Consider the following 26563-nt stretch of genomic DNA (forward strand, 5'->3'; position numbering starts at 1 on the left):
CGCGGGACAGCGTCGCCTCGGCTCAACCCGCACTGCGCCGGTCGGCGGTCGCGCGGCCGTGCGGCGTGCGCTCCGGGAGGAGGGGTTGGCGGACTCCCCCGGCTCCGTCGATCAGAACGGGTAATAGCGCAGCGAGGTCAGGCCGGTGACGAGGTGGGTGGACGGGGCGATCCCGTAGGCGCCCCGGAAGGCGTCGCGCTCGGTGTAGGAGACCTGCGCGCCCGCCACGAGGCGGCCGAAATCGCCCTTGTAAAGATCGTGCCAGAAGCCGCCGGTGATCTGGCGGATGTCGCGGCTCTCCGCCTGGCAGGTCCCGCTCGCCGCGCCCTCGACGTCGCAGCCGGTCACCACCAGGGTCGGCGAACCGTAGCCGGTGGCGTTGAGCGCGCCGGCACGCGCGGCGTGCTCCCAGCCGGCATAGAGGTAGACGTCGGTGCCGGGCTGGATGTGGGCGACGCCGCCGGCGAGCAGCTGGAAGGCCGGGATCGGGGCGACCGACCCGTCGGCCTTCAGGGCGAAATCCGGCAATTGCGCCGAGCCGTAGCGGCCGATGCCCTGGCCGACGAGGCCGCTGACCTGCAGGTCCAGGCGCTTGTCGATCACCGGCAGGGTCGCGGCGCCGCCGATGCCGTAGCCCAGCGCGGTGTCGGTGCGGCCGGGGAGGCGGGTCGCGGCGGTGAGGTTGGTGGGGCTCAGCCGGTCGTCGAAGAACCGCACCAGACCTTTGAGTTCGAAGTGGCCGAAGCCGGGCTCGAGGGCGAGCTTGCCGATGACGTCGGGGACGCTGTTGTTCGAGTAGGTGGTGGAGGTGTTGAGCTGGCCGACCGCGTCGCCGGCATTGCTGACGTTGACGATGCCGGGCGCCGCGAAGGGGCTCGGCGGCAGCACGCTCTGGGGCGATTCCACCGACAGGCCGGCCCAGAGGCCCGGCGCGATGTCCTTGACCACGCGCAGCTGCGGGTTCCGGGTCCAGTTGAAGCCCGGCACGTACTGCACGTCGATGGTGAGCGGGATCTGCTCCTTGAGCGGGGTGATGCCGGACAGGTCCGTGGTGAGCAGGCTCCAGGCTTGGCCGGCCAGGACGTGCCAACCGGAATCGAGGGTCTCGACCGTGGCGAAGAGCTGCCGGATGCGCGGGTTGTAGCTGTTGCTCTCGCGCGAGTTCGCGTTGGTGGCAGCCCCCAGGAAATCGATCTCGTAATAGCCCGAGACCTGGAGCGTGGGCTCGACCTTCGCGGTGAACAAACCGCTCAGGCGGCTTTGCCGGGCGGAGAAGCGGAACTCGTTCTCCCGCGAGCGGGGATCGTTGCGGAACGGGATGCCGCCGAAATCGGTGCCGACATCCGAGTCGAGGTTGGGATGGCGGACGATGCCCGCCAGTTCGAAGAAGCCGCCCGGGGTGAAGCAGACCGCCGGCCCGAGGGCGTAGCTGCCGACGTTGCAGGCGAGGTCGTTGGCGAGGATGACCGGCGTGTGCGCGCTCATGGCCGGGCGCGCCCCACCGGGGCCACCCACCTGGGCCACGCGCTGCTGATGCTCGGTGCGGGCGGCCAGGCGCGCCTGCTCCCGCGACAGCACCCGGCGCTCCCGGGCCTCCCCGGCGATCGCGGCCCGCTGCGTTCCGGATTGCCGGCGCAGGGCAGCGAGTTCCTGCTGCATGGCCAGCATCTGGCGCTGCATCGCGTCCATCCGGGCCGCCATCTCGGCGACGCTCTGAGCCTGGGCCGGCAGGCCCCCGAGGCCGAGGGCGAGCCCGGTCGCGGCCGCTGTGGCGCGGGTGCTCGGCAGGATCAGGCGCAGCATGGGCACTCAGCCGAGGAGGTGGGATCCCTGGGGTCGGATCCGGGGCGAACAGCCCAAAGTGGTGGGATGCCACATACGACGCTCGCACGACGACTCGCCGCAGGGTACCCCGGCGGCGGTGGGAAACCGTCCGCCGGCCGCTGGTTCCAAACCGCTGTGGCGCTGCCGCCACGGCGAATAACCCGTTGTCAAAACACATGTTAAAGTCGCAGGGATCGCGGCCCGCGGGCGGTGCCGCCACGGCGTCGGGTCGGCGCGCCATCGCCATGGCGGCGCCCGCGATCTCCTGCCCGGGGTGCGCAGCCAGGAACTTGGCCATGCGGCGCCCGCGTTCCCTGATCGAATGGGACCCCAGAGCCCGCACCGCAACACAGGTAACGCCATGACCACGGACGTACGCGAAATCTACGTCACGGCCCTCAAGAACACCCATGCCGTCGAGATGCAGGCGCTGCAGATCATGGAGCGGCAGGTCGAGCGCCTGGAGCGCTATCCGGAGATGGAGCAGGCCCTGCGCCGCCACATCGCGGAAACGCACGGCCAGCGCGACCGCCTGGAGGAGGCGCTCCAAAGCCTGGGCGACAGCCCCTCGGCCCTCAAGGAAGGGTTTTTGGGCTTCGTCGGCAACATGATGGCTCTCGGTCATGCCCCGGCCCAGGACGAGATCCTGAAGAACACCTACGCCAACCATGCCTTCGAGAACTTCGAGATCGCGGCCTACGAGTCGCTGCTCGTCATCGCCGATGCCGCCGGCCAGCAGGGGCACCGGACGGCGTTTCAGCAGTCGCTCAAGGAAGAGCAGGGCATGGCGGAAGCGGTGCGGAAGCTGATCGGGCCGACCACCGAGCGCTACCTCCAGCTGACCACGTCCGGCGCGAAGGCCGACCGGTAGGGTTCGCTTCGTCGAGGCGGACACCGGCTCGGCACACGAGAGCACGTCGACGCAAGGCTTCAGGGCTGCGCCCGGTCGCGACGCGATCGGGCGCAGCCTTGCGCATGGTCGAGCCGCATCCAGCCGGAGGGCACGCCGCGCGCCTGCGGTGCGACGTGGCAGCGCGCTTCGTACGACACTCACCCGGCTACCGCATCGTGCTGGCCACCGACGCCCTGCGCAGTTCCTGCGACGAGGCGCACGACGCGCTGCTGCTGATGTACCGCATGCGCTACGGCCATCAGGTCGAGACGCCGACCACCGCCGAGATCCTCGACCGCTGGCGGTGAGCGGCGCGGGCCGCGCACGGCTCCGAACCAGTTACGGCCAAGCTCAAACGAGATCAGCACCGGTCGGTTCCGTCGACCTTCGACCTCCGAATACGCGAGACCTCCGAAACCAGGCACGAAAAACAGTCGCACCGCGCGAACCTGTGGCCGATGTGACCGTTATGTCTCCAAACACCGTACCGGAGGACAGGTTATGGCCAAACACGAGATCCTCGGCTACTTCGAGCACCGCCGCGACGGCGCCTGGATCTGCACCCGGCCCTTCACCCTGACGACGCGGGATGCCAGCATCGATATCCGCCAGGGCATGCGGTTCGACTATGGCAAGCGGATCGGCGGCGTCGATCTCGCCGAATACCTGGAGCGCCTGGGCTCGCAGTTCGGTTCGTAAGCGCGAACCGACTTCCGACACGTCAAACATGCGTGGCGCCGGACCGGGTCCGGCGCCTTTTCGCGTTCAGGCGCCGCCCCATTGCATGGTCAGCCCGCCATCGACCACCAGGGTGTGGCCCGTCACATAGGCGGAGGCGTCCGAGGCGAGATAGAGGATCGCCCGGGCGATCTCCTCCGGCTGGCCGGCCCGGTGGAACGGGATCCGCTCCAGGGACTGGTCGAGCGTCTCCGGATTTTCGAACCGGTCGGCGGTCATCGGGGTCTCGATCAGGCCCGGAGCGACGCTGTTGACGTTGATCCGGTCCTCGGCAAGCTCCCGCGATAGGGAGCGGCACAGGGAGCCGAGCCCGGCCTTGGACATGCCGTAGGGCGCGCTCTCGGGCGTCGGCAGGTGCTGGGCCACGGACGAGACGAACACGATCTTGCCGTTCCCCCCTTGCGCCTTGCGCATCTTGATGAAGGGGCGGGCGCAGAACAGCGGGCCCATCAGGTTCACCCGCAGGATCCGCTCCAGCAGCGCGTCGTCCATCTCGGCCACCGGCACGCCGCTCATGGCCTGGCCGGCATTCGCCACCAGGACGTCGAGGGTGCCGAACTCGCTGCCGATCCGGTCGAAGGCTGCGTTGACCGCCGCCGGATCGCCGACATCGAGCTGGAGCACCAAGGCCCGGCGCCCGGCGGCTTCGACCCGGGCGGCGGTCTCGCGGATGCCGGCCTCGTCGGTGTGGTAGGTGATCGCCACGTCGGCCCCCTCCCGGGCGAACAGCTCGGCGGTCGCCTGCCCGATGCCGGAATCGGCTCCGGTGATCAGGGCACGGGTGTCGGTGAAGCTCATCGTCGATCCATGGGGTGCACCGCGGTCGCGGCCGGATGCCGAAGCAATCGGCGCCGCCCGGCGCAGTTCCGCGCGGTGCGCACCGGCCGCAGGGGAACCTCAGCCGGGCCGGCGTCTTTGACGCTCCGCGCCCGCATGTCCTAGTGAGGAGCATGTCTCTGGCTGACACGATTCCCTGCCCGACCGAGGAGAGCGCCCCCGATACGCGCAGCCGCATCCTCGCGACGGCGGACGCGTATTTCCGCGAGATCGGCTACCAGAAGACGACGGTGGCCGACATTGCCCGTACGCTCAAGATGAGCCCGGCCAACGTCTATCGCTTCTTCGATTCGAAGAAGGCGATCAACGAGGCGGTGCTGGAGCGCCTGATCGGCGAGGTCGAGGCGTTGATCTCGGAGATCGCCGACCGGCCCGGCCTCGATCCGACCGCCCGGTTCGTGGCGGCGATCGAGACCTTGCACCGCGACTGCACCCGGCGGTGCGAGGCGTTTCCCCGGCTGCACGAGATGATCGAGGCGGCGATGGCGGAGAGCTGGGATGTCTGCCGCCACCACGTCGCCCGGATCACCGCCGGGATCGAGCGCATCATCGTCGAAGGCGTGGCCCGCGGCGTCTTCGAGGCCGCGGATCCCGCCGAGGCGGCGGCCTGCGTCCACGCCGCGATCGCCCGCTACACGCACCCGGTCCTGGTCGGGAAGTCGCCGCTCCAGCCGGCGCCGTCGGTGGAGGCCATGACGGCGTTCCTGCTGCGGAGCCTGGCGCCGGCCCGGCGCCGGCCATAGGGCTGTGGGCGCAGGGACCCGATACGGTCGATCGCAGCACGGCCTTACCCCCGTTTCGATACGTGAGGCCCTGCGGTATGGTGCTCGCATGATGCGCCGTCCCAGAATCGGCACGCCCCCCCGCGCTGTCCCGCCGGACAGGAGCGCTGGCGCGCCGTCGACCGCCGATACGGACGTCACGCTGCCGGAGACAATGACGGTCGAGGAGCGGGCTGCCGTCCGGCGCGGATTGTCCGACGTGCAGGCGGGCCACCTCGCCACCGAGGCGGAGATCGAGGCCGCGTTCCGACGCTTCAGGCCGTGATCGTCGTCTACACTCAGGCAGCGCTCACGGATCTGAACGGCATCGCGGACTACCTCATCCATCGCAATCCCGACGGTGCAGCCAAGGTCGAGAGGGACATCAGGGTCACCATCGACAGACTGACCGTGCACCCCTTCAGCGGACGGCAGCAGGACGAGGCGACCGTGCGCAAGGCCGTCTCGCCGAGCTACCGATACCGGATCTTCTACGCCGTCGACGCAGGCAACGGCGTCGTTCAGGTGCTCGCGATCCTGCATCCATCGCGGGATGGTTAGAGCATCGTCCCGAAAGGCGGCTTCCATCTTCCGGGACGATGCGACGGACGGATCCTCTCCGCGGAGAGACCTACTCGGACGCCGCCCCGGCCTCCGGCACGGGCTTGGAGGCTTTGGGCTGCGGGCCGTCATAACCCTCGATCACCAGGATCTCGGCCTCGACGCCGCCGCGCTGCTTGGCCTTGGCGGCCTGGTAGAGATCGGAGTTCCAGCAGGCGAGGGCGTCGGCGTAGCTCGGGAACTCGATCACCACGTTGCGGGAGCGGGCCGGCCCCATCACCGCCTCGTGGGCGCCGCCGCGCACGAGGAAGCGCCCGCCGAACTTGGCGAAAGCCGCGCCGTTGGCCGCTACGTAGTCCTTGTAGGCCTCCGCGTCGCGGACATCGACCCGCGCGATCCAGTAGCCCTTCGTCATGCTGCGTCTCCTGCCTTGCCGAGCCAATTGGATCTTGCCGGGCGAAGTCGCTCCGGGCCGCACGAAAGCAATCCCCGTTCTGATCAGGCCATCTCGGCCACGATCGCCTGCGCCACCGCACGGGGGTCGGCGGCGCCGGTGATCGGGCGCCCGACCACGACATGGTCGATCCCGGCCTGCCTAGCCTCGCCGGGGGTCATCACCCGCTTCTGGTCGCCGGCCTCGGCGCCCGCCGGACGGATTCCCGGGGTGACGATCAGCCGGTCCGGCCCGACGATCCGCCGGACCGCGGCCGCCTCCGCCGCCGAGCAGACGAGGCCGTCGATGCCGATCTCGGCGGCCTGGGCGGCGCGCTTGGCGACCAGCTCCGCCACCGGCAGGCCGTAGCCGGCTTCCGCCGCGTCGGCATCGTCGTAGGAGGTCAGCACCGTCACGGCGAGGATCTTCAGGTCCGCACCCCGACCACGAAAAGCCGCCCGCATGGTCTGCGGGTAGGCGTGGACGGTGAGGAAGGTGGCCCCTGACTTCGAGACCGCACGCACCCCCGCCTCGACGGTGTTGCCGATGTCGTGCAGCTTCAGGTCGAGGAAGGTCTTGAGGCCCCGCGCCGCCAGACGCTCGGCGAGCGCAAGGCCGCCCGCGTAACCCAGCTGATAGCCGATCTTGTAGAAGGTCGCGGCATCGCCGATCCGGTCGATCAGCGCCTCGGCCTCGGGCACGCCCGGCAGGTCGAGGGCCACGATCAGGCGGTCGCGGGGGTCGGCGGTCTCGGGCATCGGGCGTCCTTCCGGGTCGCGGCACGGATCACGGCCGGGCGAGGCCTGTCAATGCGACAGGGTTCTGGCCGGCGATCCGGGTTGCTCCGGTGACGCGTGACACGGAGAGGCTTTCAGGCGGCGGGCCCCGGGAATATGGTGCAGGCGTCGCAGGATGCTGGGGTCAACAGCAGGAACCGGTCATGATCCTCACGACACTGCTTCGCCAGAACTCGGAGGCCATCCGACGGGTCGGGACCGATGCCCGCGACGAGGTCCGGCGGGCGGGCGTACCGGCCTACTACATGGATCCAGCCCTCGGGGACGGTATCGTCCGTGACATGCCCGACGGCACACGTGAGCGCGTCGAACGTCGTGACCGCCGAAGAACCGTCGTCGAAACCTATGACCCGCGGACCTGAGGGACGCGAATCCAGCCCGGTTTGTACCATCCCCGGTGGTCCCAACGGATCCGGAAAGTCGAGTCTCTACCGGGCGCTCGCTCCACCCGGAGAGTCCGCGAACACGGACCTGATCGCGCGCGCGTTGAGCCCCGAAAACCCGGACGGTGCGTCGCTTCAGGCGGGCCGAGCGGTGCTTCGCCGGATCGAAGAGCTTATCGATCAACGGCGCGATTTCGTCTGAGAGACAACGCTCAGTTCGAACCAAGCGCTCGCGCTCATGCGCCGGGCTTTCGATGCCGGTTATGAAATCGGACCCGTCTTCGTTACGCTCGCCGGCGTGGATCTGAATGTGGATCGTGTCGCTCAGAGAGTCAGCCAAGGCGGCCCCCCTATCCCGGAGACCGTCATTCGGCGCCGTTACGACGCGGCTTTCGAGAAGCTTGCGCGTGCCATACGCTATTCCGACGCGACGGCGATCTTCGACAACACCGGGCGTGCGCCGAATTTGCTCCTGCGTATCGTCGGCGGCCTCATCGACGAGAACCGGCTCGACGCGTCTCAGCCCCTTCATCTGCGGGGCCGTAGCGGAAGCGACGGATATCAGTCCGGAGGCCGTGTTCGGGGCGGCGCGCGATCCGTGAGGCTTCCGCCTCACCCCGCCAGCACCCGCGCCACCTCCGCTTTCAGCACCGGCAGCAGCTCCGCCTCGAACCAGGGCTCGCGCTTGAGCCAGCCGTTGTTGCGCCAGGACGGGTGGGGCAGGGGGAGCACCCGCGGGCGCCGGGGCTCGGCGAGGATCTCCCGCCAGCGCCGCACCGTGCCGGTGAGGCCATCCTCCAGCTTCCCCAGGTGCCACCCTTGCGCGTACTGGCCGATCACCAGGGTCAGCGCGAGGTCCGGCAGCCCGGAGAACAGCTCCGCCCGCCAGCGCTCGGCGCATTCCCGGCGGGGCGGCCGGTCGCCGCCCTTGGCGTCCAACCCGGGGAAGCATGCGCCCATCGGCAGGATGGCGACCCGGGCGGCATCGTAGAACCGCGTCTCGTCGAGTCCGAGCCAGGACCGCAGCCGGACGCCCGAGGGATCTTGGAACGGCATCCCGGTCCGGTGGGCGCGGGTGCCGGGGGCTTGGCTCGCGATGCAGAGGCGCGCGCCGGTGCTGCCCTGGACGATCGGCCGGGGCTCCTGGGGCAGCGGCGGGCCGTAGAGCGGGCTGTCCCGGCAGAGGCGGCAGGCGCGCAGGCGGGCGGCAGTGTCTTCGAACGGCATCCCCCGGAGATGGCGCCGGACGGCCCAAAAAAGAAACGGCGCGGTGTCGCGCCGCGCCGTTGTCAGTCGGTCTCTTGTCTTGGGGGAAGACCCAACCGTCCTACGCCGCCGCGCGGCGGCGGGCGGTGCGATTTCTCACGCGCCCTTCACGCCGGAGAGGTCGAGGGGCAGGGAGCGCAGGCGCCGGCCGGTGGCGGCGAAGACCGCGTTGGCGATCGACGGACCGAGAACGGGCACCCCCGGCTCGCCGATCCCGGTCGGCGCGACCTGGCTCGGCACGATGTGGACCTCGACCTTCGGCATCTCGCTCATGCGGGTCGGCGCGTAGGCGTCGAAATTGTGCTCCTGCACCTGTCCGTCCTTGAGGGTGATGCGGTTCCGCAGCACCGCCGACAGGGCGAAGCCGACCGCGCCCTCGACCTGCGCCCGGATCACGTCCGGGTTGACCGGCACGCCGACATCGACCGCGGCCACGATCCGGTTGACCCGGATCGCCGCGTCCTGCGCGGTCACATCCGCCACCATGGCGACGTAGGAGCCGAAGGATTCGTGGACCGCCACCCCGAGGCCGCGGCCCGGCTCCCGCGGCTTGGCGCTCCAGCCGGCCTTCTCGGCGGCGAGCTTCAGCACGCCGGACAGCCGCGGCGCCTGGGCCAGGAGCGAGAGCCGGTAGGCCACCGGATCGACGTTCGCGGCATGGGCCAGTTCGTCGATCATCACCTCCATCACGTGGGCCGTGTGGGTGTGGCCGACCGAGCGCCACCACAGGACCGGCACGCCCTCGCGGCCGTTATGGACGCCGAACCGGTAGGCCGGCAGCGCGTAGGGCGTGTCGGAGGCGCCCTCCACGGTGGTGGAATCGATCCCGTTCTTGACGATCATCGCCTCGAAGGGCGAGCCGATCATGATCGACTTGCCGACCATGACGTGGTCCCAGCCGACCACCGCGCCCTTGGCGTCGATGCCGGCCCGGACCTTGTGGAGCACGGTCGGGCGGTAATAGCCGCCGGCCATGTCGTCCTCACGGGTCCAGACGAGGTGGATCGGAGCCTTCTCGCCCGACGCCTTGAAGACGGCGGCCGCCTCCGCGAGGTAGTCGGCGGTGGGGGTCGCCCGGCGCCCGAACGAGCCGCCGGCCCAGTTGCTGTGCAGCCGCACCCGGTCGGCCGTCACGCCGAGGATCGCCGCCATGGTGGCCTGCTCGACGGTCTGGAACTGGAAGCCCGCGTAGACGTCGTAGCCGCCGTCGGCCGCCTTCTCGATCGTGGCGTTCAGGGGCTCCATCGCGGCGTGGGCGAGGTACGGGAAGGTGAACTCGGCCTCGATGACCTTCGCCGCGCCCTTGAGCGCCGCCTGCGGATCGCCGCGCTCGGACGCCGTGAGGCCCGGGCCCTTGGCCCGCTCCCGGTACTCGGCCAGGATCGCGTCGGACGAGCGGGTCTCGGCGGTGCTGTCGTCCCAGGCGACGGTCAGCGCCTCGCGGCCCTTCATGGCCGACCACGTGTCGCGGGCGATCACCGCCACGCCGGTCGGCACCCGCACCACGTCAAGGACGCCCGCGACCTTCCGGGCGGCGGCGGCATCAAAGCTTTTCACCGTGGCGCCGAAGCGCGGCGCCCGGGCCACCACGGCGGTGACTTGGTTCGGGCGGCGGATGTCCAGGGAGTAGACCGCCGTGCCGTCGGTCTTGGCGACGGAATCGAGGCGCGGCACCTTCTGGCCGATCAGCCGCCACTCGCTGGGGTCCTTGAGCCGCGGCTCGGAGGGCACCGGCAGCGAAGCCGCCGAGGCGGCGAGCTCCCCGAACCGGGCCTGCCGGCCGGACGGGCCGTGGCGCACGACGTTGTCGGCGACCGTGATCTCGGAGACCGGCACCTTCCAGCGGAAGGCGGCCTCGGCCATCAGCATCTCGCGGGCGGCGGCCCCTGCCTTGCGCAACTGGAACCAGGAATTGGCCACCGCGGTGGAGCCGCCGGTCCCCTGGATCGGGCCCATCAGGCTGTTGTTGTAGAGCGTCGCGTCCGCGGGGGCGAACTCGGTCCGGACCTTGGCCCAGTCGGCGCCGAGCTCGTCGGCCAGGATCGTGGCGAGCCCGGTCGTGTTCCCCTGGCCCATGTCGAGGTGCTTGATCACCACCGTCACGGTGTCGTCCGCGCCGATCCGCACGAAGGCGTTGGGCTGCGCCTTCACGTCGGCGAGGTTCGGGCCGGCGGCCGCGCGGGCGGATTTCGGGTCGAGCCGGAACGCCACCACGAGGGCACCGGCGCCGGCCAGAAGGCCGCGGCGGCTGGGACGGGCGGGGAGGGGGCTCGGTCGACGGGCGTTCAGCATGGCGAGGCTCCGGTCAGGACCGCGGAGGGAAGGTGGGCGCCGGGGCGGATCAGGCGAGGCTGCGCGCGGCTTCGTGAATCGCCGCGCGGATGCGCTGATAGGTGCCGCAGCGGCAGATGTTGCCGTCCATGGCGCCGTCGATGTCGGAATCGCTCGGCTTGGCATTGCCCGCGAGCAGGCCGATCGCCGACATGATCTGGCCGGACTGGCAGTAGCCGCACTGGACCACGTCGAGCTTGCGCCACGCGGCCTGGACGGCGTCAGCGACCCGGCCGTTGACGCCCTCGATGGTGGTCACCTGCGCGGTGCCGACATCGCCGAGCTTGGTCTGGCAGGCGCGGACCGGCTGGCCGTCGAGATGGACCGTGCAGGCGCCGCATTGCGCGATGCCGCAGCCGTACTTGGTGCCGGTGGCATCGAGCCGGTCGCGCAGGACCCAGAGCAATGGCATGTCGGGATCGGCGTCGATCTCGTGCGCGACGCCGTTGACGGTGAGCTTCGGCATGATCAGCGCCCTCTGATCGTCACGTGAGCCCGGGCGCCCCGGATGGCGGCGCACCGCGTGATTGGCCGGACCGTCGAGCCCGCGACCGTAACGAGCGCTGCCGCCGGCGGGATGTGCGCGATCGCACACGGAGCCCGGAGGTCGGTCAGCCTCGCCACAGCCCGGGATGCTTAAGATCCGAGCGATACCGGCAGCGGCTTCTTAACATATCCGCCGCATCCTTGAGGAGCGAATCCCGGTCGACACCGCCACCTCCGAGTTTCAAGACGCGTATGCCCGATCTCACTGTCGAGATGGTCCAGCGCGGTCGCGGCCCCTCGACGGAGGAGGCCGCCCGCCGCCTCGGGGTCGCCCGCGAGATCCGCTCGGCGCGCGAGAAGCTGACCTCGCTGACCGGCCTGGAACGGGCCTTCGACTACGAGCTGCTGCGCCACTACGCGCAGTACCGGGCCGGGGCCGGCATCCCGCTGGCGGGCTTCGCGGCGGCACTCGCCGCGGCGGCGACGTTCTGGATCGCGCCGCCGGTGGCCATGGGCTGGGCGTTCGGCGTTGTCCTGATGATCCTGCTCAACACGACCCTGAGCCGGCGCTTCCTGCACGCCGATCCCGAGACGATCCCCCTGAGGCACTGGCGCCGCCTCTTTCTGATCGGCGAGGTGCTGCAGAGCCTGTCGTGGGCGGCGATGATCGGGCTCGGCGCCACGGGCGGCTGGACCTTCGCGCTGCTCGGCCTTGTCATCGCCTCGGCGGTCACCACCATGCTGGCCGCGACCGTACCGCTCGCGGCCGTCGCCGCCCTGGTGCCGCTGGCGCTGGCCACCGCGTCGCTGGCCAGCTTCTCCCGTTCGGCGGACGGGCTCCTGCTCGTGACGATGGCGGGCGGCGCGCAGCTGTTCTTCCTCGGCCTGTCCCGCCGCCTCTACGCCGCCACGATGGGCGCCCTGCGCTCGCGCGCCGAGAAGGACGCGGTGTTCGGCGAACTGGAGCAGGCCAAGGCCAATTCCGACGAGGCCCGCCGCCGGGCCGAGGAGGCGAACCTCGCCAAGTCCCGGTTCCTGGCCACGATGAGCCACGAGCTGCGCACGCCGCTCAACGCCATCCTTGGCTTCTCGGAGGTGATGAAGAACGAGGTGTTCGGCACCCACACCGCGCCGTCCTACCGGGAATACTCCAACGACATCCACGACAGCGGGATGCACCTGCTCAACCTGATCAACGAGATCCTCGATCTCTCGCGGATCGAGGCGGGGCGGTACGAGCTGAACGAGGAGCCGGTGCAGCTCGCCCACGTGGTCGAGGAGTGCCGCCACATGATGGGCCTGCGCGCCAAGGCCAAGAACCAGACCTTCCACGACCTCGTGGACGACGCCCTGCCGCGGCTCTGGGCGGACGAGCGCGCCTTGCGCCAGATCGTGCTGAACCTCCTGTCGAACGCCGTGAAGTTCACGCCGCCCGGCGGCGAGATCTGGCTGAAAGTCGGCTGGACCGCCTCGGGCGGGCAATACGTCTCGGTCAAGGACAGCGGCCCCGGCATCCCCGAGGACGAGCTCGGCACCGTCCTGTCCTCGTTCGGGCGCGGCTCGCTGGCGATCAAGACCGCCGAGCAGGGCTCGGGGCTCGGCCTGCCGATCGTGAAGGGGCTGGTGGAGCTGCATGGCGGCCAGTTCCAGCTCAGTTCGAAGCCCCGGGAGGGCACCGAGGTGGTGGTGACCCTGCCGATCTCCCGGGTGATGGACACGCTGGCGCCGGTCGAGATCGACCCCGAGCCCTCGGCACCGGCTCGGGGTGCCCTCAACCGAGCAGCGTGAGTTCCGCTTCAAGCGCCTGACAGAATCGCTGATCTGGTTGACGGCGATCAGGCTTGCAGCGAGGTGCAGGCCTCGTGGATGTCGCTGCGCCGCCCGCATCGGATGGGCAGTGCGTAGGCCCATCAGGCCTGCGGTGCGGATCTGATCTTGGTGGCGATCCACTCGAAGGCGTCGATGAGCTTCTTCGTGCCATCGGGGTCGAGCGCAACCGTGCCGTAAGGCAACGTACCGAAACGATCCAGCAGCTTGTCGGTTATTTTTGAATTATCGATGGAGGCAAATTTATAGATCAATTCACGCCTAGTCTCCAGATTATCAAATAACGGCTTGTTGGATAGTGAATTAATCTGAAACCATATCTTACCATCGGTGGATAAGTAGGCCGGATTGATCGTTACGTTCCGCACTTTCATCAAGGGATAGACAGACCCGAATTCACGGCCGACCCCGTAAACCAGCGGAAAACCGCTGGCCTTCATCCAGGCGATCAAGGCGTGCGCGACATCAACTTCGGCAGGCGAGCCTTTCGATGCCAGAGCCTCGATGAACCTCTCCTCCGTCCAGCGTGGCCCTGAGGACGACACTTGCTTCTTTGTCGCTTCTTGCGTCTGTCCGAACACCATCGGAACGAGTGTTCTCAGATTGCCGGCCGCGTATTGCCTGAGTTCCACAGCAAGGAATTCCGCCGGATCCATTTGCTTGTTCAGAAATTCGACAATGCGCCGGACTTCCGTCGGAATATGGTCGGCCACGATCAGCATACGGATTTTGCCGGCCTGCAGATTCGTTTTCACGTTGGCCCAAAATTGGTCGGGCGTTACGTCCTTGTCGAGGAATTCAGCCAATACGACGTCATGTTGCGCCCCGTTGTCCGCGCAGGTGCTCTCGAACGCCGACCTGATGGTCTCCCAGGTCCAGGAGACTTGATAGTTCGCGGCGTAATCGAGTATTTGCCCTATGACTTCCCGGCGTAATCTTGTGTCATTTTGACGCTTGACCTCAACCAATGTGGGCGTGCCACTTTGGTCCAGGAAAAGATGATCGATTGACCATCGCGCCTCATTGTCTTCGTGGCCGATCGCCTGTTCTTGTTTTACCAAGACAAAGCGTCGAGGCTGCTCAGGATTGATTTGATCACCAACCAGCAAGGCCGGAAATTTCGATAGAAGAGTCTGGAAATCGACTTCTTTGGAAAATTCTGCGGGCTGCATAGCCACAAGTGTTTCATCGTTTTGTATAAGAAATACACCGGATTGATTAGCCATACTCATCCCGAATCAGCCGGAAGAATTTATCCTCATGTGGCCTATAATAGCTCTATGAGCGCCCAGGAAGGTTTATGACGCTTCCCTGCCCAAGGAGGGGACATTCCCAGGATGAGAGAGCGGGTTGGACAATTGCGCCGTGGCGCGTGACCGCCTTCAGGCCACGCTGCCGTACAGGTCGTACGCCTCGGCCCGCTCGATCTTCACGGTGACGATGTCGCCGACCCGCACCGGCCGCCGGAAGGCGGCGTGGACGGTGCCGTCGATCTCCGGCGCGTCGGCCTTGGACCGGCCGTGGGCGACCCCGCCCTCGACGGCGTCGACGATGATCGGCATCCGCTTGCCGACCTTGGCCCGCTGGAGCCGGAGCGCGATGCCGTTCTGGGTCTCCATGAACCGGCGCTTGCGCTCGGCCTTCACGTCCGGCGGCACGAGGTCGCCCAGCGCGTTGGCGGTGGCGCCCGCCACCGGCTCGTATTCGAAGCAGCCGACGCGATCGAGCTTGGCCTCCTGCAGCCAGCCCAGCAGCTCCTCGAACTCGGCCTCGGTCTCGCCGGGGAAGCCGACGATGAAGGTCGAGCGGATCGCGAGGTCCGGGCAGATCTGCCGCCAGCTGCGGATCCGGTCGAGCTGGCGCTCCTGGTTGCCGGGCCGGCGCATGCGCTTGAGAACCGCGGGGCTGGCGTGCTGGAGCGGCATGTCGAGATAGGGGAGCACCTTGCCCTCGGCCATCAGCGGGATGACCTCGTCCACATGCGGGTAGGGGTAGACGTAGTGCAGCCGCACCCAGGCGCCGAGTTCGCCGAGTTCCTTGGTGAGGTCGTAGAACTTCGCGCGGACCTGACGGTCCTGCCACGGGCTTTCACTGTAGCGGATATCGACGCCGTAGGCGCTGGTATCCTGCGAGACCACCAGCAGCTCCTTCACGCCGGCCTTCACCAGCTTTTCCGCCTCGCGCAGCACGTCGGCGGCGGGGCGGCTGACGAGATTGCCGCGTAAGCTCGGGATGATGCAGAAGCTGCAGCGGTTGCTGCACCCCTCCGAGATCTTCAGGTAGGCGTAGTGGCGCGGGGTGAGCTTGATCCCCTGCGGCGGCACGAGATCGAGGAACGGGTCGTGGGCCGGCGGCACCGCCTCGTGGACCGCCGCCACCACCGACTCGTAGGCCTGAGGTCCGGTCACCGCGAGGAGATCGGGATACTTTTCGCGGATCTCCTCGGGCTGCGCGCCCATGCAGCCGGTGACGATCACCCGGCCGTTCTCCGCCATGGCCTCGCCGATCGCCGAGAGCGACTCGGCCTTGGCGGAATCGAGGAAGCCGCAGGTGTTGACGATCACCACGTCGGCGCCATCGTGCCGCCGGGCCAGCTCGTAGCCCTCGGCGCGCAGGTGGGTGAGGATCCGCTCGGAATCGACCAGGGCCTTCGGGCAGCCCAGCGACACGAACGAGATCTTTGGGGCCGAAGCCTTGAGATCTGAAGCCTTGAGATCTGAAGCCTTGAGGTCCGAAGCCTTGAGGTCCGAAGCCTTCGGAGCGGGCGTGGGGGCTGGCGTGGCGGTCATGGGCGCATTCGACAGATCGGACGCCGCCCGCGCGTGTGGCCGATGAGACAGCCACACGGAGCGCGAGGACGAGAATTCGGGGTCGTGATCCTATAGCGGTTCTCGACCGCCCGCGCGAGACCGGCCGCCGCAGGGGTGTCCGGCTCCCGGCACGAGGCTACCGGATCACGAAAGATTTCTATTTTTTAACAATGCCTTGCCGGCAGATCCTTGGACCGCGCATAAGGCGTTGGGGCCGTCGCCCTGCAGCCTGGACAGATCCCGTCCGCACCGCGCGGCGGTGCCTGCGTGGAACTGCCGCTTCCCCCGCGGCATCGCCTGTGCGACGGCAACGGATAACGCACAGCCAGAGATAGCGGCCCCGAACCCGGTCATGTGGACCCGAGAGATCCCCTTCATCGATCCCGTCGCGGCCGCCGCCCGGCTGCGGTGCCTGCCGGGGCTCGCCTTCCTCGACAGCGCCATGCGGCACGACCCGCTCGGGCGCCATTCGATCGTGGCGGCCGATCCGTTCGCGCGCTTCCGCTTCCGCGACGGGGTCGCGACCCTGGACGGCGAACCGGTGCCGGGCGGCCCGTTCGCGGCCCTGCGCGCCTGCCTCGCGCCCTATCGGATCGAGCCCAGCCCCGAAAACCCCTTCCCGGGCGGCGCGATCGGCTACCTCGCCTACGACCTCGGCGCGGCTTTGGAGCGGGTCGCGGCGCCGGCCCGGCGGGCGGGGCTCACCGACGACATCGCCCTGAACCTCTACGACACGGCCCTGGTGATCGACCACGCCGCCGGCACGGCCCGGCTCGTCGCCACCGGCTTTCCGGAAACGGAACCGGCTGCCCGTCAGGCCCGCGCCGAGGCACGGCTCGCCGCCTTCGCCGACCGGCTCGGCACCGAACCGGCAGAGGCACCGGGCCAATCCGGGAAGGACCTCACGTGGCGCTCGAACTTCGACCGGCAAAGCTATGAGAATGCTGTCGAAAAGGTCCGCGCATACATCCGGGCCGGCGACATCTACCAAGCCAACATCGCCCAGCGCTTCAGCGCCGATCTGCCGGCGGACTTCGACCCGTTCGCCCTCTACCGGCGCCTGCGCGCCACCAACCCGGCGACCTTCGGGGCCTATCTGGAGCTGGAAGGGCTGAGCATCGCCTCGTCCTCGCCCGAGCGCTTCATCCGGCTCGACGGCCGGCACGTGGAGACACGTCCGATCAAGGGCACCGCCCGCCGGCTCGACGATCCGGAGGCCGACCGACTCGTCGCGGACGCGCTCCAGGCCAACGTCAAGGAGCGGGCCGAGAACGTCATGATCGTCGATCTGCTGCGCAACGACCTGTCGCGGGTGTGCCGGCCGGGCAGCGTCGCCGTGCCCACGCTCTGCGGGCTGGAGACCTACGCCAACGTCCACCATCTGGTGTCGGTGGTGACCGGACAACTCCGCGACGGGCTCGACGCCCTCGACCTCCTGGAGGGGACCTTTCCGGGCGGCTCGATCACGGGCGCGCCAAAGATCCGCGCCATGGACATCATCACGGAGATCGAGGGCGACGCGCGGGAACTCTATTGCGGCGCCATCGGCCGGATCGGCTTCGACGGGACGATGGACAGCTCGATCGCGATCCGCACCGTGTTCATGGACGCCCACCAGGCGGTGCTGCAGGCGGGGGGCGGGGTGACCCTGCTGTCGGAGCCGGGCCCGGAATACGACGAGACCCTGGCCAAGGCCGCCCGGGTGTTCGAGGCCTTCGCATGATCCTCGTCCTCGACAATTACGATTCCTTCGTCTTCAACGTGGTCCGCTACTTCGAGGAGTTGGGCGAAGAAGTCCGGGTCGTGCGCAGCGACGCGCTGGACGTGCCCGGCATCCGGGCGCTGGAGCCGGAGGCCCTGGTGGTCTCGCCCGGACCCTGCACCCCGGCGGAAGCCGGGATCTCCCTGCCGGCGATCCGGGATCTCTCCGGCACGGTGCCGATCCTCGGGGTCTGCCTCGGCCATCAGGCGATCGGCGCGGCCTTCGGCGGCACGGTCGCGCGGGCGCAGCGCCCCCTGCACGGGCAGATGACGCCGATTGCCCACACCGGCGAGCGCCTCTTTTCCGGCCTGCCCGCGCCGATGCCGGTGGGGCGCTACCACTCGCTGGTGGTCAATCCCGGCCCCGACATGGAACGGCACCTCTCCGTCGATGCCGTCTCGCAGGAGGGGGAGGTGATGGCGCTGTCGCACCGGACCCACCCGACCTACGGCATCCAGTTCCACCCGGAATCGGTGCTGACCGAGGGTGGCCACGCCCTGTTCGCTAATTTTTTGGGACTGGCCCGCGCCTGGCGAGAGAGGCCGGAGGGACGCCGCGATGCTGTGGCGTGATGGGGCGATCACCCCCGGGACCGTGGCCCCCCTCGACCACACCGACCGCGGCCTGACGCTCGGCGACGGCCTGTTCGACACAGGCTTGGCGCTCGGGGGCCGCGTCGCCTTCGAGGACGCCCACATCGCCCGGCTCGTGGCCTCGGCGGAGATTCTTGGGATCCCCGCCGAGCCGGAGCGGATCCGCGCGGCCATGCGGGCGGTCGCCGGTCGGGGCGAGCGGCTGGCGCTCCGCACCACGCTGACGCGCGGCTCCGGCCCGCGGGGTTTGAAGCCACCGGAGGATGCGCACCCGACGTTGTTCATCACCGCGGCGCCGAGTGCCCGGAGCGCGGCCTTCGCGCCCCTGCGCCTGTGGTCGACCGCCATCGCCCGCAACGACACCTCCCCCGCCAGCCGCCTGAAGACGCTGGGCTATGGCGACGCGGTGCTGGCCGCCCGCGAAGCCGCCACCGCCGGGTTCGACGAGGCGCTGTTCTGCAACACGAAGGCGCGCGTCGCCTGCGCAGGCACCGGCAATCTGTTCGCCCTGTTCGGCGCCACCCTGGTCACGCCGCCGCTCGAAGACGGCGTGCTCGCTGGCATCATCCGGGCGGAGGTTCTGGGTCTCGCCGCCGGATGCGGGCTGCGGGCGGAGGAACGCTCGCTCGGCCTGCCCGAATTCCTGGGCGCGGACGCCGTGGTCCTGACCAACTCCCTGCGGCTCCTGTCCCCCGTGACGGCCATCGGCGACAACGCCTTCCCGGGCGCCGGGCACGAGGCGGTGGCAAGCCTGATGGCGGCCCTGCGGGCCCGCGTGGCCCAGACCTGCGGCGTGGCGGAGGAGACGGTCGCGTGACCGAGCAGACCATCGAGGCCGGGCGGCGCTGGCTGCGCTACGGGCTCGCGGCGATCTACCTGTTCATCGGCGTGGTCCACCTCGTGGCGACCGACGCGATGCTGCCGCTGATGCCCGATTGGGTGCCCGAGCCCCGCCTCGTCATCCAGGCCACCGGCCTGTGCGAGATCGCCGGTGCGCTCGGCCTCCTGACGGGCCGGTTCCGCCGGGCCGCCGCAATCGGCCTCGCCCTCTACGCGGTCTGCGTCTACCCGGCGAACCTGAAGCACGCCTTCGACCACATCCACGTCGACGGCATCCCGGATTCCTGGTGGTATCACGGACCGCGGCTCGCCTTTCAGCCGGTCTTCGTCTGGGCCGCCCTCTGGGCCGGCGGGCTGATCGACTGGCCGATCCGCCGTTCCGGACGATCGGCCGTGAGCCCGCCCGGCTCCACACGCTGACCGGATCCCGTGATCCAGGGATCACGGCGGCCCAGGATCCGGCAAACCCGGGATCCCGCAGACCCTGGACCACAGGATCACAGGACGGCGGCTGCACACGCCGCAGCGCAAAAAAGTTCCTCCCCAGGGCCGAGAGATCGGAAAAGATCGGGCGGATACGCCCGGCCGGACCGGCGTTTGCCGTCCGGAAGCTGCGCACCCCGGCAGCCTACCCAAAGGAGACAGACCGCCATGGCCAAGCAGAAGACGCTGCACGACGCCTTCTACGAGACCCTGAAGGACGTCTACTACGCCGAGAAGCAATCCGTGAAAGCGCTCAAGAAGTCCGCCAAGGCGGCGGAGCACGACGCGCTGCGCCAAGCCTTCGAGACCCATGCCGAGGAGAGCGCCCAGCAGGTCGAGCGCCTGACCCAGGTGTTCGAGATCATCGGCAAGCCGGCCCGGGCCAAGACCTGCGAGGCGATGCAGGGCATCGTCTCCGAAATGGAGGAGGATCTGGAGGATTTCGAGGATAGCCCGGCCGCCGACGCGGTGCTGGCCGCCTGCGCCCAGGCGGTGGAGCATTACGAGATCGCCCGCTACGGCACCCTGAAGACCTGGGCCGCCCAGCTCGGCTACGCGGACGCCGCCAAGCTCCTCGACGAGACCCTGCAGGAGGAGAAGAAGACCGACGCGCTGCTGTCCAAGATCGCCGAATCGATCAACACCGACGGCACCCCTGAGGATGCCGAGCCGTCCAAGAAGGGCAAGAAGGCCGCCTGAGCGGAGGTCGCCGCCCCACCGGCGGCGGCGGCCCGGCCGCCGCCGCTCCAGAAGCCGAGGCGGGCTCGGCGCCGCAAACCGTATCCAGACACAATCCTGCCGTTGTCTCCGATCGCGTCCGCACGCAGCCAGAACAATCTTCGCCTCTAGAGCAGTGTCATCTTTTATCTCGCGCTAGAACAGATCCGAAAATCGATAAAGCCGCGCGTCAATACCTGAAATCTCTGAACTCGGATTTTTGCATTCGCATCGAGATATACATTGAGCACAAATCTTAGGCATGCTACGGATGCGGCACGTCAAAGATCGATCATCTGTACAATCAGTCCTGTTTCATCGAGCGTATTGCGCATACTCTGCTGGATGCATCCGAGATGAAAATCCTCAATAATGTAAAAATTCTAACCAAGATTGCGATGCCATTGCTCATCACGATGCTGGTGAGCGCGATTACGGTCGTTTACGCACTCAATACCATGCACGTTATCCGGGAGCGCAGCGGCTACGTCGCGGAGTATCTCACCGTCCGGCTGGCCGGCCTGCAGAGCGCGCGGATCCACCTCGGTGACGCCGCGCTCATGAACCGCAACCTGATGATCGGCGAACCGAAATCCGACCTCGCCAAGTTCGAGGATAACTACAACGCGGCCGCCAAGGCGACGCTCGACGATCTCGACCGCATCATCGCGGCGTCGCGGTCGGCCGACGATGCGGAAAAGGCCCAGAAGATCCGCCGGATCACCGCCCCGCTGTTCGAGATGGTCGCGAACAGCAACACCGCAGCCCTCGATGGCGACCGCGCTGCGGCCCTCCAGATCTCGTTCAAGGACGCATCCGGGTTGCGCACGGCCTTCCACGCGGCGATGCAGGCCCAGATCGCCGACCTGGAACGCCGGATCGACGACGGCAAGCACGCCACGCAGGCCGATGTCGAGCGGGGGACCACCATCCTGATCACCACGGCCGTGGCGGGGCTGCTCGCGTCCCTGGCGGTGGCCGGCGCGATCGCGGTGTCTGGGATCACCCGCCCCCTCGACAGCCTGGTCGCCGCCCTGCAGCGCATGGCGAATGGCGAGACCGACGCCACGCTCGCGGAGGCGGCCCGCCGGGACGAGATCGGCGCGGTCGGCCGCGCCGTCGAAGGTATCAAGGCCATGGTCGCCCGCAGCGCCGTCGAGGAGGCGGAGCGCCGGCACGCGGTCGAGGCCGCCTCCGCCGTCGAGCGCAAGCGCGCCATGGTGGCGTTGGCCGACGCCTTCGAGCGGGCCATAGCCGGCATCGTCGGGATGGTCTCGAGCGCGGCCGCCGAGCTGCAGGCCACGGCCGGACGGATGTCGGCCAGCGCCCAGGAGGCCGCCAGCCAGTCCACCACCGTGGCGGCCGCCGCCGAGCAGGCCGCCGCCAACGTCAACACGGTGGCGGCGGCCACCGAGGAACTCGGCAGCTCCATCCAGGAGATTAGCCGGCAGGTGACCGGCTCGACCGACCTCGCCCGGCGGGCCGTCGGCGAGGCCGACCAGACCGCCGCCCAGGTCTCCGCCCTGAGCGACGCGGCGAGCCGGGTCGGCGACGTGGTGCAGCTGATCTCGAACATCGCGGCCCAGACCAACCTGCTGGCGCTCAACGCGACGATCGAGGCGGCCCGGGCCGGCGAGGCGGGCCGGGGCTTCGCGGTGGTCGCCGCCGAGGTCAAGGCGCTGGCCGGCCAGACCGCCAAGGCCACCGAAGAGATCGCCGGCCAGATGGCCCGGATCCAGGGCGCGACCGGCGAAACGGTGGGGGCCATCGGGACGATCACCGGGCGCATCCGCGAGATCAACGCCGTCGCGGCGACGATCGCGGCGGCCGTCGAGCAGCAGGGGGCGGCCACGCAGGAGATCGTGCGCAACGTCGGTCAGGCCACGGCCGGCACCCAGCAGGTGACCGACAACATCGCCGGCGTGGCCCAGGCCTCGGAGCAGACCGGCCGGGCGGCCGACCGGGTGTTCACGGCGGCGACCGACTTGTCGCGCCAGTCCGAGCAGCTCGCGTCCGAGGTCGAACGGTTCCTCAACACCGTGCGGGCGGCGTGAGGGCCGCCGTCAGTTCGGCTTCTCGACCGCGCTGAGCGGCGTCCAGTAGCAGCGCTCCTGCCCCGCCGCCGGCGCGATGCAGCCATAGGTCGTCGTCCGGCTCTCGAGCCGGACCGCCTCGCCGGGCGTCCAGTTCCGGCACTCGCCGCTCGCGAGGCTGCCCCGCAGGAGCTGCCCGAACCCCGACTCGTCGCCGGCCATGACCAGCTTGAACAGGCGGTCCGTGACCTCCTGGGTGTGACAGCCGAACCGGCCCTGAACGATCGTCTCGGCCCGGGCGGGCCGGGGCAGGGCGGTCGCGGCGAACAGGGCCAGGACGGGGAGGGTGAGGATGGGGAGAGCGAAGCGCATGGGCGGCACCATATCCGGCGGTTGAGGTCTGTCGAGCCCCCGGACGCGCAGCACCCCGCGCAGGATCGTCGCGCCGGTTATACGGCCCGCTCCGCCTCGTCGCGCTTCACCGCCTGCCACGCGGCCTCCATGGCGGCCAGCTCCGCGCGGCCGAGTTCGCCCCCGGCCGCCGCCAGATGCGCCGCCATCGCGGCGAAGCGACGCTCGAACTTGGCGGTGCCGTCGCGCAGCGCCGCCTCCGGGTCGATCCCGGCATGCCGGGCGAGGTTGGCCACCGAGAACAGCAGGTCGCCGATCTCGTCCGCCACGACCCGCCGGTCGCCCGCCGCCAGGGCCTCGGCGACCTCGTCGGTCTCCTCGCGGACCTTGCCGATCACCTGGGCGGCGTTGTCCCAGTCGAAGCCGTAGCCGGCCGCCCGCCGGGAGATTTTTTCAGCGCGGGCCAGCGCCGGCAGCGCCAGGGCGACCCCGCCCAGCGGGTCCGGCGCGGTTTGCGCTTCGCCGCGCGCGGCGCGTTCCTGCGCCTTGATTGCCGCCCATTGCGCCTCGACCTGCGCCGGGTTGCGCAAGGCAGAGCCCTCCGGCAGGAGCGACCCGTCCGGCGCGAAGACGTGCGGGTGGCGGCGGATCAGCTTGTCGGCGATGGCGCGGGCCACGTCGTCGAACGCGAAGGCGCCCTGCTCCTCGGCCATGCGGGCCTGGAATACCACCTGGAGGAGCAGGTCGCCGAGTTCGTCGCGCAGGTCGTCGCGGTCGCCCCGCGCCACCGCGTCGGCGACCTCGTAGGCCTCCTCGATCGTGTAGGGCACGATGGTGGCGGGGGTCTGCGCCACGTCCCAGGCGCAGCCGCGGACGGGGTCGCGCAAGGCCGCCATGATGCGCAGGAGCCGGCCCAATTCCGTCTCCGCCGACCCGTCGCCCGACTCGTGTGTCTCGCTCATGCCGATGGGGTTAGAGCCGTTCCCGACCGCGTGGCAACAGGGTTCCCGGGTTTCCAAAGGGCGTGCCCTTTGGCGGGTGCTCAGGGTGGAACCCTGAGATCGGGCGAAGCCCGACACTGGACGAGGTCCGGCACCGGACGAGGTCCGGCACCAGGGCTCCGCCCTGGACCCGCGAAAGGTCTCGACCTTTCGAAACCAGGACTCGAGGAACGTTCACCTCACCACTTGTAGCTGACCTTCGCCAGCACCCGCCGGGCGTCGCCGTAGAAGCAGGACACGCTCGACTGGCAGGAGGCGACGAAGCGCCGGTCGCCGATGTTCGAGGCGTTCACCTGGAAGCGCCAGTTCTCGTAATCGTAGTGCACCTGCGCGTCGAACAGCACGTAGTCGGGCACCCGCAGGGTGTTGGCCACGTCCGCGAACGAGCTGCCGACGTAGCGCACGCCGCCGCCGAAGCCGAAGCCGCGCCACGGCCCGAGCGGGATGGTGTAGTCGGCAAACAGCGAGGCGAGCGTCTGCGGGATGTTGACCGGTGTCTTGCCGACCCGCACCGGATCGGGATCCCGCAGGGTTGAGAAGTCGAACTTGGTGAAGGAGGCTACGAGGTTGAGCCCGTCGGCGACGTTGGCCACGAGCTGCGCCTCGAAGCCGGTGGAGCGCACTTCGCCGACCTGCGTCTGGAAGATCGTGTTCACCGGGTTGGGGGTGAGCACGTTGTTGCGGTGGATGTCGAAGCCCGCCAGCGTCAGGAAGTAGCCCTGGCCGGGCGGCTCGAACTTGACGCCGCCCTCGACCTGATCGCCGGTATCGGGCTTGAAGGTCCGGTTGTTGATGTCCACGCCGATCTCGGGCTGGAACGAGGTCGCGTACATGATGTAGGGCGCGAGGCCGAAGTCGAAATTGTAGATCGCCGCCGCCCGGTAGGTGAAGGCACTGTCGTTGCGGCCATTGGTGTTGGCGGGCGTCAGGCGATCGTAGACGGTGTTCTGGACGAAATCCTGGCGGCCGCCGAGGATCAGGGTCAGCTCCGGCGTGAGCTTGATCTGATCCTGGAAGTACAGGCCGACCTGCTGGAACGAGTTGGCGTTGATCAGGTAGGGCGCGGCCGAGACCGTCTGCGGGCCGTAAGCGGGCGCGAGGATGTTCAGGTCGGGGCCGGGGAAGCCCGAGGCCTGGTTGTCGTGGATCTGGAAGTTCCGGTACTCCACGCCCATCAGGAAATCGTGGCGGAAGAACCCGTCGGAGAACTTGGCCTCGGCCTGGGTGTCGACATCGAGCTGCGCGACCTTGGCGGAATCCCGGAACAGGTAGCGGCCGAGCTGCGTCTGGAGCGGATCGGTGTAGCCGAGCTGGCCGATGTAGGAATTCTGGTAGCTCTGCGTGTAGGCGTAGCGGGCGTTCTGGCGCACCGCCCAGGTGTCGTCGAAGACGTGCTCGAACTCGTAGCCGATGAAGGCCTGATCGCGCTGGTAGGTGTTGAAGCCGGCATCGCCCACGTTGAGCGAGCGCGGGATGCGCAGGCCCAACACGGTCGGCCGCACCGTGCCGGAATAGGGCAGGAAGTTCGCGGTCACTGCCGTGTTGTCGTGCTGGAAGCTCGACAGCACCGTGAACTTGGTCGATCCGTCCGGCTTATAGGTGAAGGCCGGGGCGATGGAGTAGCTGTCGTCCGGCGCACCCTGGACCTGCGTGCCGCCGTTGCGGGCATAGCCGGTGAGCCGGGTGAACCAGTGCCCCTCCCGGTCGGCCGGGCCGCCGACGTCGAAGGCGGCGTAGCGCTGGTCGAACGAGCCGCCGCCCACTTCGATGTAGCCGAACGGATTCTCGGTCGGGCGCTTGCTGATCTGATTGATCAGGCCGCCGGGATTGCCGGCGCCGAACAGTACCGCCGAGGGGCCGCGCAGCACCTCGATCCGCTCCAGCCCGAACGTGTTCACCCGGCTGTAGGCGAAGCCGTAGTTCAGGAGCTGCAGGCCGTTGAGGTAGAGGCCGTAATCGCTGACCACGAAGCCGCGGAGCTGGAAGAAGTCGAGGCGGGTGTCGGCGCCGAAGGTGCCCGCATAGGTTCCGGCGACGTACTGGGTCGCCTGGGTGAGGGTCTGGGCGTTCTGGGTGTCGAGCTGCTGGCGGCCAACCACGGTGATCGATTGCGGCGTCTCGATCAGCGGCGTGTTGGTCTTGGTGGCGGTGGCCGAGCGCTTCGCCACGAAGCCGTCGATCGGGCCGGTCGGGCTCTCCACCGCCCGCGCGCCCGCCCCGGCCCGGGCCGCGACCGGGGCACCGCCGCCCTGGCTCTCGACGCTCAGCTCCTCGAGCTGCACGCTGCCCCCGGCCGGGGGATTGCTCAGCGCCCCGCGGCGCGGCGGCGTCGCGTCCTGCGCAAGGCTCGGCGCGCCCTGGGCCAGGACGGCAAGGGAGGCGCCGGCCAGGAGGGCCCGCAGGGTGGCGCCGCTCGTGTTGAAGGGGGGATAAGCAACGCGCATGGGACCTGGCCGTGTCGGGCGGAACGGGCAGCCGACCGCGTTCGCCGGGAAGGGCTCCGGCGTTGCTATCGCGCTGTTTAGAATTGTGCTAAACTACTGTTGGGATTGTGTTTTCTTATGTCCGGAGTACGCGCGGTCATGCTTGGCCGCAAGCCGCCCTCGCGCGTCTGGCGACGGCTGTTGCCGCGGCGACACGCTCTGGTAGTGGGCCTGCGAGCACGCGGATCGTCTTCGGATCGGTCTGACGGGCGGCACGCGTCTCCTTCCCCCGCAAGGGCTACGACGTTCACACCTGCGCCGACGCGCTCTCCTCCCCTGGCGACCCCGGGTTTGCCCGGGATCGCTCAAGCTTGTGGGGAGGAGTTTGGGGATCGCAGATCCCGCGTGGGGTGG

25 protein-coding genes and 1 pseudogene are annotated in these 26563 nt (G+C 69.1%); 14 read left to right on the plus strand and 12 right to left on the minus strand.

From position 1 onward, the window contains the following. Window positions 1–111: 111 nt before the first annotated feature. Window positions 112–1803, minus strand: a complete 1692-nt coding sequence (locus OXS49_RS19160) for a hypothetical protein (protein ID WP_244002116.1) — start codon at window positions 1801–1803, stop codon at window positions 112–114. 382 nt (window positions 1804–2185) lie between these two features. On the opposite strand from OXS49_RS19160, the gene OXS49_RS19165 reads away from it, so the two are divergent. The 3 genes and pseudogenes from OXS49_RS19165 (at window position 2186) to OXS49_RS19175 (ending at window position 3415) form a co-directional block, all read left to right on the plus strand. Next, window positions 2186–2695 carry a ferritin-like domain-containing protein gene (locus OXS49_RS19165; protein WP_244002118.1) on the plus strand — a complete coding sequence of 170 codons (510 nt, stop codon included), beginning with the start codon at window positions 2186–2188 and terminating at the stop codon, window positions 2693–2695. A 185-nt stretch (window positions 2696–2880) separates the two neighbouring features. Continuing rightward, window positions 2881–3024: pseudogene (locus OXS49_RS19170) on the plus strand (cysteine hydrolase); the annotation flags it as partial. A 193-nt stretch (window positions 3025–3217) separates the two neighbouring features. Further along, window positions 3218–3415, plus strand: coding sequence for a hypothetical protein (locus OXS49_RS19175; RefSeq protein ID WP_243916471.1), 198 nt, complete (start codon window positions 3218–3220; stop codon window positions 3413–3415). 66 nt (window positions 3416–3481) lie between these two features. Here the strand turns inward: OXS49_RS19175 and OXS49_RS19180 are convergent, their stop codons facing one another. Continuing rightward, complete coding sequence (locus tag OXS49_RS19180; RefSeq protein WP_244002122.1) at window positions 3482–4252, minus strand: glucose 1-dehydrogenase; 771 nt, start codon at window positions 4250–4252, stop codon at window positions 3482–3484. Window positions 4253–4404: 152 nt separating this feature from the next. Between OXS49_RS19180 and OXS49_RS19185 the strand changes: the two genes are divergently transcribed. The 3 genes from OXS49_RS19185 to OXS49_RS19195 all read left to right on the plus strand — a co-directional run bounded on the left by OXS49_RS19185 (window position 4405) and on the right by OXS49_RS19195 (window position 5613). Next, window positions 4405–5034 carry a TetR/AcrR family transcriptional regulator gene (locus OXS49_RS19185; protein WP_244002124.1) on the plus strand — a complete coding sequence of 210 codons (630 nt, stop codon included), beginning with the start codon at window positions 4405–4407 and terminating at the stop codon, window positions 5032–5034. A gap of 88 nt (window positions 5035–5122) precedes the next feature. Then, window positions 5123–5338, plus strand: a complete 216-nt coding sequence (locus OXS49_RS19190; RefSeq protein ID WP_267426199.1) for a hypothetical protein — start codon at window positions 5123–5125, stop codon at window positions 5336–5338. Next, on the plus strand, window positions 5335–5613 hold the full coding sequence (locus OXS49_RS19195; protein ID WP_267426200.1) for a type II toxin-antitoxin system RelE/ParE family toxin: 279 nt from the start codon (window positions 5335–5337) through the stop codon (window positions 5611–5613). The genes OXS49_RS19190 and OXS49_RS19195 overlap by 4 nt, the downstream gene beginning before the upstream one ends. A gap of 70 nt (window positions 5614–5683) precedes the next feature. On the opposite strand, the gene OXS49_RS19200 is transcribed toward OXS49_RS19195, so the two are convergent. Next, window positions 5684–6028 carry a DUF1330 domain-containing protein gene (locus OXS49_RS19200; RefSeq protein WP_244002127.1) on the minus strand — a complete coding sequence of 115 codons (345 nt, stop codon included), beginning with the start codon at window positions 6026–6028 and terminating at the stop codon, window positions 5684–5686. A gap of 83 nt (window positions 6029–6111) precedes the next feature. Beyond that, the gene (gene pyrF / locus OXS49_RS19205; RefSeq protein WP_267426201.1) at window positions 6112–6804 is read right to left on the minus strand and encodes an orotidine-5'-phosphate decarboxylase; all 693 of its coding nucleotides are present in this window, start codon (window positions 6802–6804) and stop codon (window positions 6112–6114) included. A gap of 182 nt (window positions 6805–6986) precedes the next feature. On the opposite strand from pyrF, the gene OXS49_RS19210 reads away from it, so the two are divergent. Then, window positions 6987–7205, plus strand: a complete 219-nt coding sequence (locus tag OXS49_RS19210; protein ID WP_267426203.1) for a hypothetical protein — start codon at window positions 6987–6989, stop codon at window positions 7203–7205. Between the two features lie 633 nt (window positions 7206–7838). Here the strand turns inward: OXS49_RS19210 and OXS49_RS19215 are convergent. The 3 genes from OXS49_RS19215 to OXS49_RS19225 form a co-directional block, all read right to left on the minus strand. Next, on the minus strand, window positions 7839–8453 hold the full coding sequence (locus OXS49_RS19215) for a uracil-DNA glycosylase family protein (protein ID WP_267426205.1): 615 nt from the start codon (window positions 8451–8453) through the stop codon (window positions 7839–7841). A gap of 135 nt (window positions 8454–8588) precedes the next feature. Then, the gene (locus tag OXS49_RS19220; RefSeq protein ID WP_244002136.1) at window positions 8589–10784 is read right to left on the minus strand and encodes a xanthine dehydrogenase family protein molybdopterin-binding subunit; all 2196 of its coding nucleotides are present in this window, start codon (window positions 10782–10784) and stop codon (window positions 8589–8591) included. Window positions 10785–10833: 49 nt separating this feature from the next. Next, on the minus strand, window positions 10834–11289 hold the full coding sequence (locus OXS49_RS19225; protein WP_243916478.1) for a (2Fe-2S)-binding protein: 456 nt from the start codon (window positions 11287–11289) through the stop codon (window positions 10834–10836). 272 nt (window positions 11290–11561) lie between these two features. Here OXS49_RS19225 and OXS49_RS19230 point away from each other — a divergent pair, with 272 nt between their 5' ends. After that, window positions 11562–13097 (plus strand): HAMP domain-containing sensor histidine kinase, encoded by a 1536-nt coding sequence (locus OXS49_RS19230; protein WP_244002138.1) that lies wholly within the window; start codon window positions 11562–11564, stop codon window positions 13095–13097. A 122-nt stretch (window positions 13098–13219) separates the two neighbouring features. On the opposite strand, the gene OXS49_RS19235 is transcribed toward OXS49_RS19230, so the two are convergent. Together OXS49_RS19235 and rimO are read right to left on the minus strand one after the other, a co-directional pair. Further along, complete coding sequence (locus tag OXS49_RS19235; RefSeq protein WP_267426207.1) at window positions 13220–14362, minus strand: hypothetical protein; 1143 nt, start codon at window positions 14360–14362, stop codon at window positions 13220–13222. A 156-nt stretch (window positions 14363–14518) separates the two neighbouring features. Continuing rightward, window positions 14519–15925 (minus strand): 30S ribosomal protein S12 methylthiotransferase RimO, encoded by a 1407-nt coding sequence (gene rimO / locus OXS49_RS19240; RefSeq protein WP_267426208.1) that lies wholly within the window; start codon window positions 15923–15925, stop codon window positions 14519–14521. 373 nt (window positions 15926–16298) lie between these two features. On the opposite strand from rimO, the gene pabB reads away from it, so the two are divergent. The 6 genes from pabB to OXS49_RS19270 all read left to right on the plus strand — a co-directional run bounded on the left by pabB (window position 16299) and on the right by OXS49_RS19270 (window position 22395). Beyond that, on the plus strand, window positions 16299–17669 hold the full coding sequence (pabB, locus tag OXS49_RS19245) for an aminodeoxychorismate synthase component I (RefSeq protein WP_267426209.1): 1371 nt from the start codon (window positions 16299–16301) through the stop codon (window positions 17667–17669). Next, window positions 17666–18280, plus strand: coding sequence for an aminodeoxychorismate/anthranilate synthase component II (locus tag OXS49_RS19250; RefSeq protein WP_244002146.1), 615 nt, complete (start codon window positions 17666–17668; stop codon window positions 18278–18280). Before pabB ends, OXS49_RS19250 begins: the two co-directional genes overlap by 4 nt. Beyond that, window positions 18267–19118 (plus strand): aminotransferase class IV, encoded by an 852-nt coding sequence (locus OXS49_RS19255; RefSeq protein WP_267426210.1) that lies wholly within the window; start codon window positions 18267–18269, stop codon window positions 19116–19118. Before OXS49_RS19250 ends, OXS49_RS19255 begins: the two co-directional genes overlap by 14 nt. Beyond that, on the plus strand, window positions 19115–19561 hold the full coding sequence (locus OXS49_RS19260; RefSeq protein ID WP_244002150.1) for a DoxX family protein: 447 nt from the start codon (window positions 19115–19117) through the stop codon (window positions 19559–19561). The genes OXS49_RS19255 and OXS49_RS19260 overlap by 4 nt, the downstream gene beginning before the upstream one ends. 231 nt (window positions 19562–19792) lie before the next feature. Further along, a complete protein-coding gene (locus OXS49_RS19265) occupies window positions 19793–20323 on the plus strand; it encodes a ferritin-like domain-containing protein (protein WP_244002152.1) in 531 nt (176 codons plus the stop codon). A gap of 374 nt (window positions 20324–20697) precedes the next feature. Further along, window positions 20698–22395, plus strand: coding sequence for a methyl-accepting chemotaxis protein (locus tag OXS49_RS19270; protein ID WP_244002154.1), 1698 nt, complete (start codon window positions 20698–20700; stop codon window positions 22393–22395). A 9-nt stretch (window positions 22396–22404) separates the two neighbouring features. On the opposite strand, the gene OXS49_RS19275 is transcribed toward OXS49_RS19270, so the two are convergent. The 3 genes from OXS49_RS19275 to OXS49_RS19285 all read right to left on the minus strand — a co-directional run bounded on the left by OXS49_RS19275 (window position 22405) and on the right by OXS49_RS19285 (window position 26170). Next, on the minus strand, window positions 22405–22746 hold the full coding sequence (locus OXS49_RS19275) for a hypothetical protein (protein ID WP_244002156.1): 342 nt from the start codon (window positions 22744–22746) through the stop codon (window positions 22405–22407). Window positions 22747–22823: 77 nt separating this feature from the next. Beyond that, window positions 22824–23687, minus strand: a complete 864-nt coding sequence (gene mazG / locus OXS49_RS19280; RefSeq protein WP_267426211.1) for a nucleoside triphosphate pyrophosphohydrolase — start codon at window positions 23685–23687, stop codon at window positions 22824–22826. Window positions 23688–23905: 218 nt separating this feature from the next. Beyond that, window positions 23906–26170, minus strand: coding sequence for a TonB-dependent siderophore receptor (locus OXS49_RS19285; protein WP_267426212.1), 2265 nt, complete (start codon window positions 26168–26170; stop codon window positions 23906–23908). Window positions 26171–26563 lie beyond the last annotated feature (393 nt).

The sequence above is a fragment of the Methylobacterium sp. GC_Met_2 genome (assembly GCF_026540795.1).
In the GTDB taxonomy this organism is placed as follows: Bacteria; Pseudomonadota; Alphaproteobacteria; order Rhizobiales; family Beijerinckiaceae; genus Methylobacterium.

Excerpts from the sequence above, each read along its gene's own strand:
- OXS49_RS19160 (WP_244002116.1), bottom strand. The coding sequence starts at position 1,803 with ATGCTGCGCCTGATCCTGCCGAGCACCCGCGCCACAGCGGCCGCGACC.
- OXS49_RS19165 (WP_244002118.1), top strand. The coding sequence starts at position 2,186 with ATGACCACGGACGTACGCGAAATCTACGTCACGGCCCTCAAGAACACC.
- OXS49_RS19175 (WP_243916471.1), top strand. The coding sequence starts at position 3,218 with ATGGCCAAACACGAGATCCTCGGCTACTTCGAGCACCGCCGCGACGGC.
- OXS49_RS19180 (WP_244002122.1), bottom strand. The coding sequence starts at position 4,252 with ATGAGCTTCACCGACACCCGTGCCCTGATCACCGGAGCCGATTCCGGC.
- OXS49_RS19185 (WP_244002124.1), top strand. The coding sequence starts at position 4,405 with ATGTCTCTGGCTGACACGATTCCCTGCCCGACCGAGGAGAGCGCCCCC.
- OXS49_RS19190 (WP_267426199.1), top strand. The coding sequence starts at position 5,123 with ATGATGCGCCGTCCCAGAATCGGCACGCCCCCCCGCGCTGTCCCGCCG.
- OXS49_RS19200 (WP_244002127.1), bottom strand. The coding sequence starts at position 6,028 with ATGACGAAGGGCTACTGGATCGCGCGGGTCGATGTCCGCGACGCGGAG.
- pyrF (WP_267426201.1), bottom strand. The coding sequence starts at position 6,804 with ATGCCCGAGACCGCCGACCCCCGCGACCGCCTGATCGTGGCCCTCGAC.
- OXS49_RS19210 (WP_267426203.1), top strand. The coding sequence starts at position 6,987 with ATGATCCTCACGACACTGCTTCGCCAGAACTCGGAGGCCATCCGACGG.
- OXS49_RS19215 (WP_267426205.1), bottom strand. The coding sequence starts at position 8,453 with ATGCCGTTCGAAGACACTGCCGCCCGCCTGCGCGCCTGCCGCCTCTGC.
- OXS49_RS19220 (WP_244002136.1), bottom strand. The coding sequence starts at position 10,784 with ATGCTGAACGCCCGTCGACCGAGCCCCCTCCCCGCCCGTCCCAGCCGC.
- OXS49_RS19225 (WP_243916478.1), bottom strand. The coding sequence starts at position 11,289 with ATGCCGAAGCTCACCGTCAACGGCGTCGCGCACGAGATCGACGCCGAT.
- OXS49_RS19230 (WP_244002138.1), top strand. The coding sequence starts at position 11,562 with ATGCCCGATCTCACTGTCGAGATGGTCCAGCGCGGTCGCGGCCCCTCG.
- OXS49_RS19235 (WP_267426207.1), bottom strand. The coding sequence starts at position 14,362 with ATGGCTAATCAATCCGGTGTATTTCTTATACAAAACGATGAAACACTT.
- rimO (WP_267426208.1), bottom strand. The coding sequence starts at position 15,925 with ATGACCGCCACGCCAGCCCCCACGCCCGCTCCGAAGGCTTCGGACCTC.
- pabB (WP_267426209.1), top strand. The coding sequence starts at position 16,299 with ATGTGGACCCGAGAGATCCCCTTCATCGATCCCGTCGCGGCCGCCGCC.
- OXS49_RS19250 (WP_244002146.1), top strand. The coding sequence starts at position 17,666 with ATGATCCTCGTCCTCGACAATTACGATTCCTTCGTCTTCAACGTGGTC.
- OXS49_RS19255 (WP_267426210.1), top strand. The coding sequence starts at position 18,267 with ATGCTGTGGCGTGATGGGGCGATCACCCCCGGGACCGTGGCCCCCCTC.
- OXS49_RS19265 (WP_244002152.1), top strand. The coding sequence starts at position 19,793 with ATGGCCAAGCAGAAGACGCTGCACGACGCCTTCTACGAGACCCTGAAG.
- OXS49_RS19270 (WP_244002154.1), top strand. The coding sequence starts at position 20,698 with ATGAAAATCCTCAATAATGTAAAAATTCTAACCAAGATTGCGATGCCA.
- OXS49_RS19275 (WP_244002156.1), bottom strand. The coding sequence starts at position 22,746 with ATGCGCTTCGCTCTCCCCATCCTCACCCTCCCCGTCCTGGCCCTGTTC.
- mazG (WP_267426211.1), bottom strand. The coding sequence starts at position 23,687 with ATGAGCGAGACACACGAGTCGGGCGACGGGTCGGCGGAGACGGAATTG.
- OXS49_RS19285 (WP_267426212.1), bottom strand. The coding sequence starts at position 26,170 with ATGCGCGTTGCTTATCCCCCCTTCAACACGAGCGGCGCCACCCTGCGG.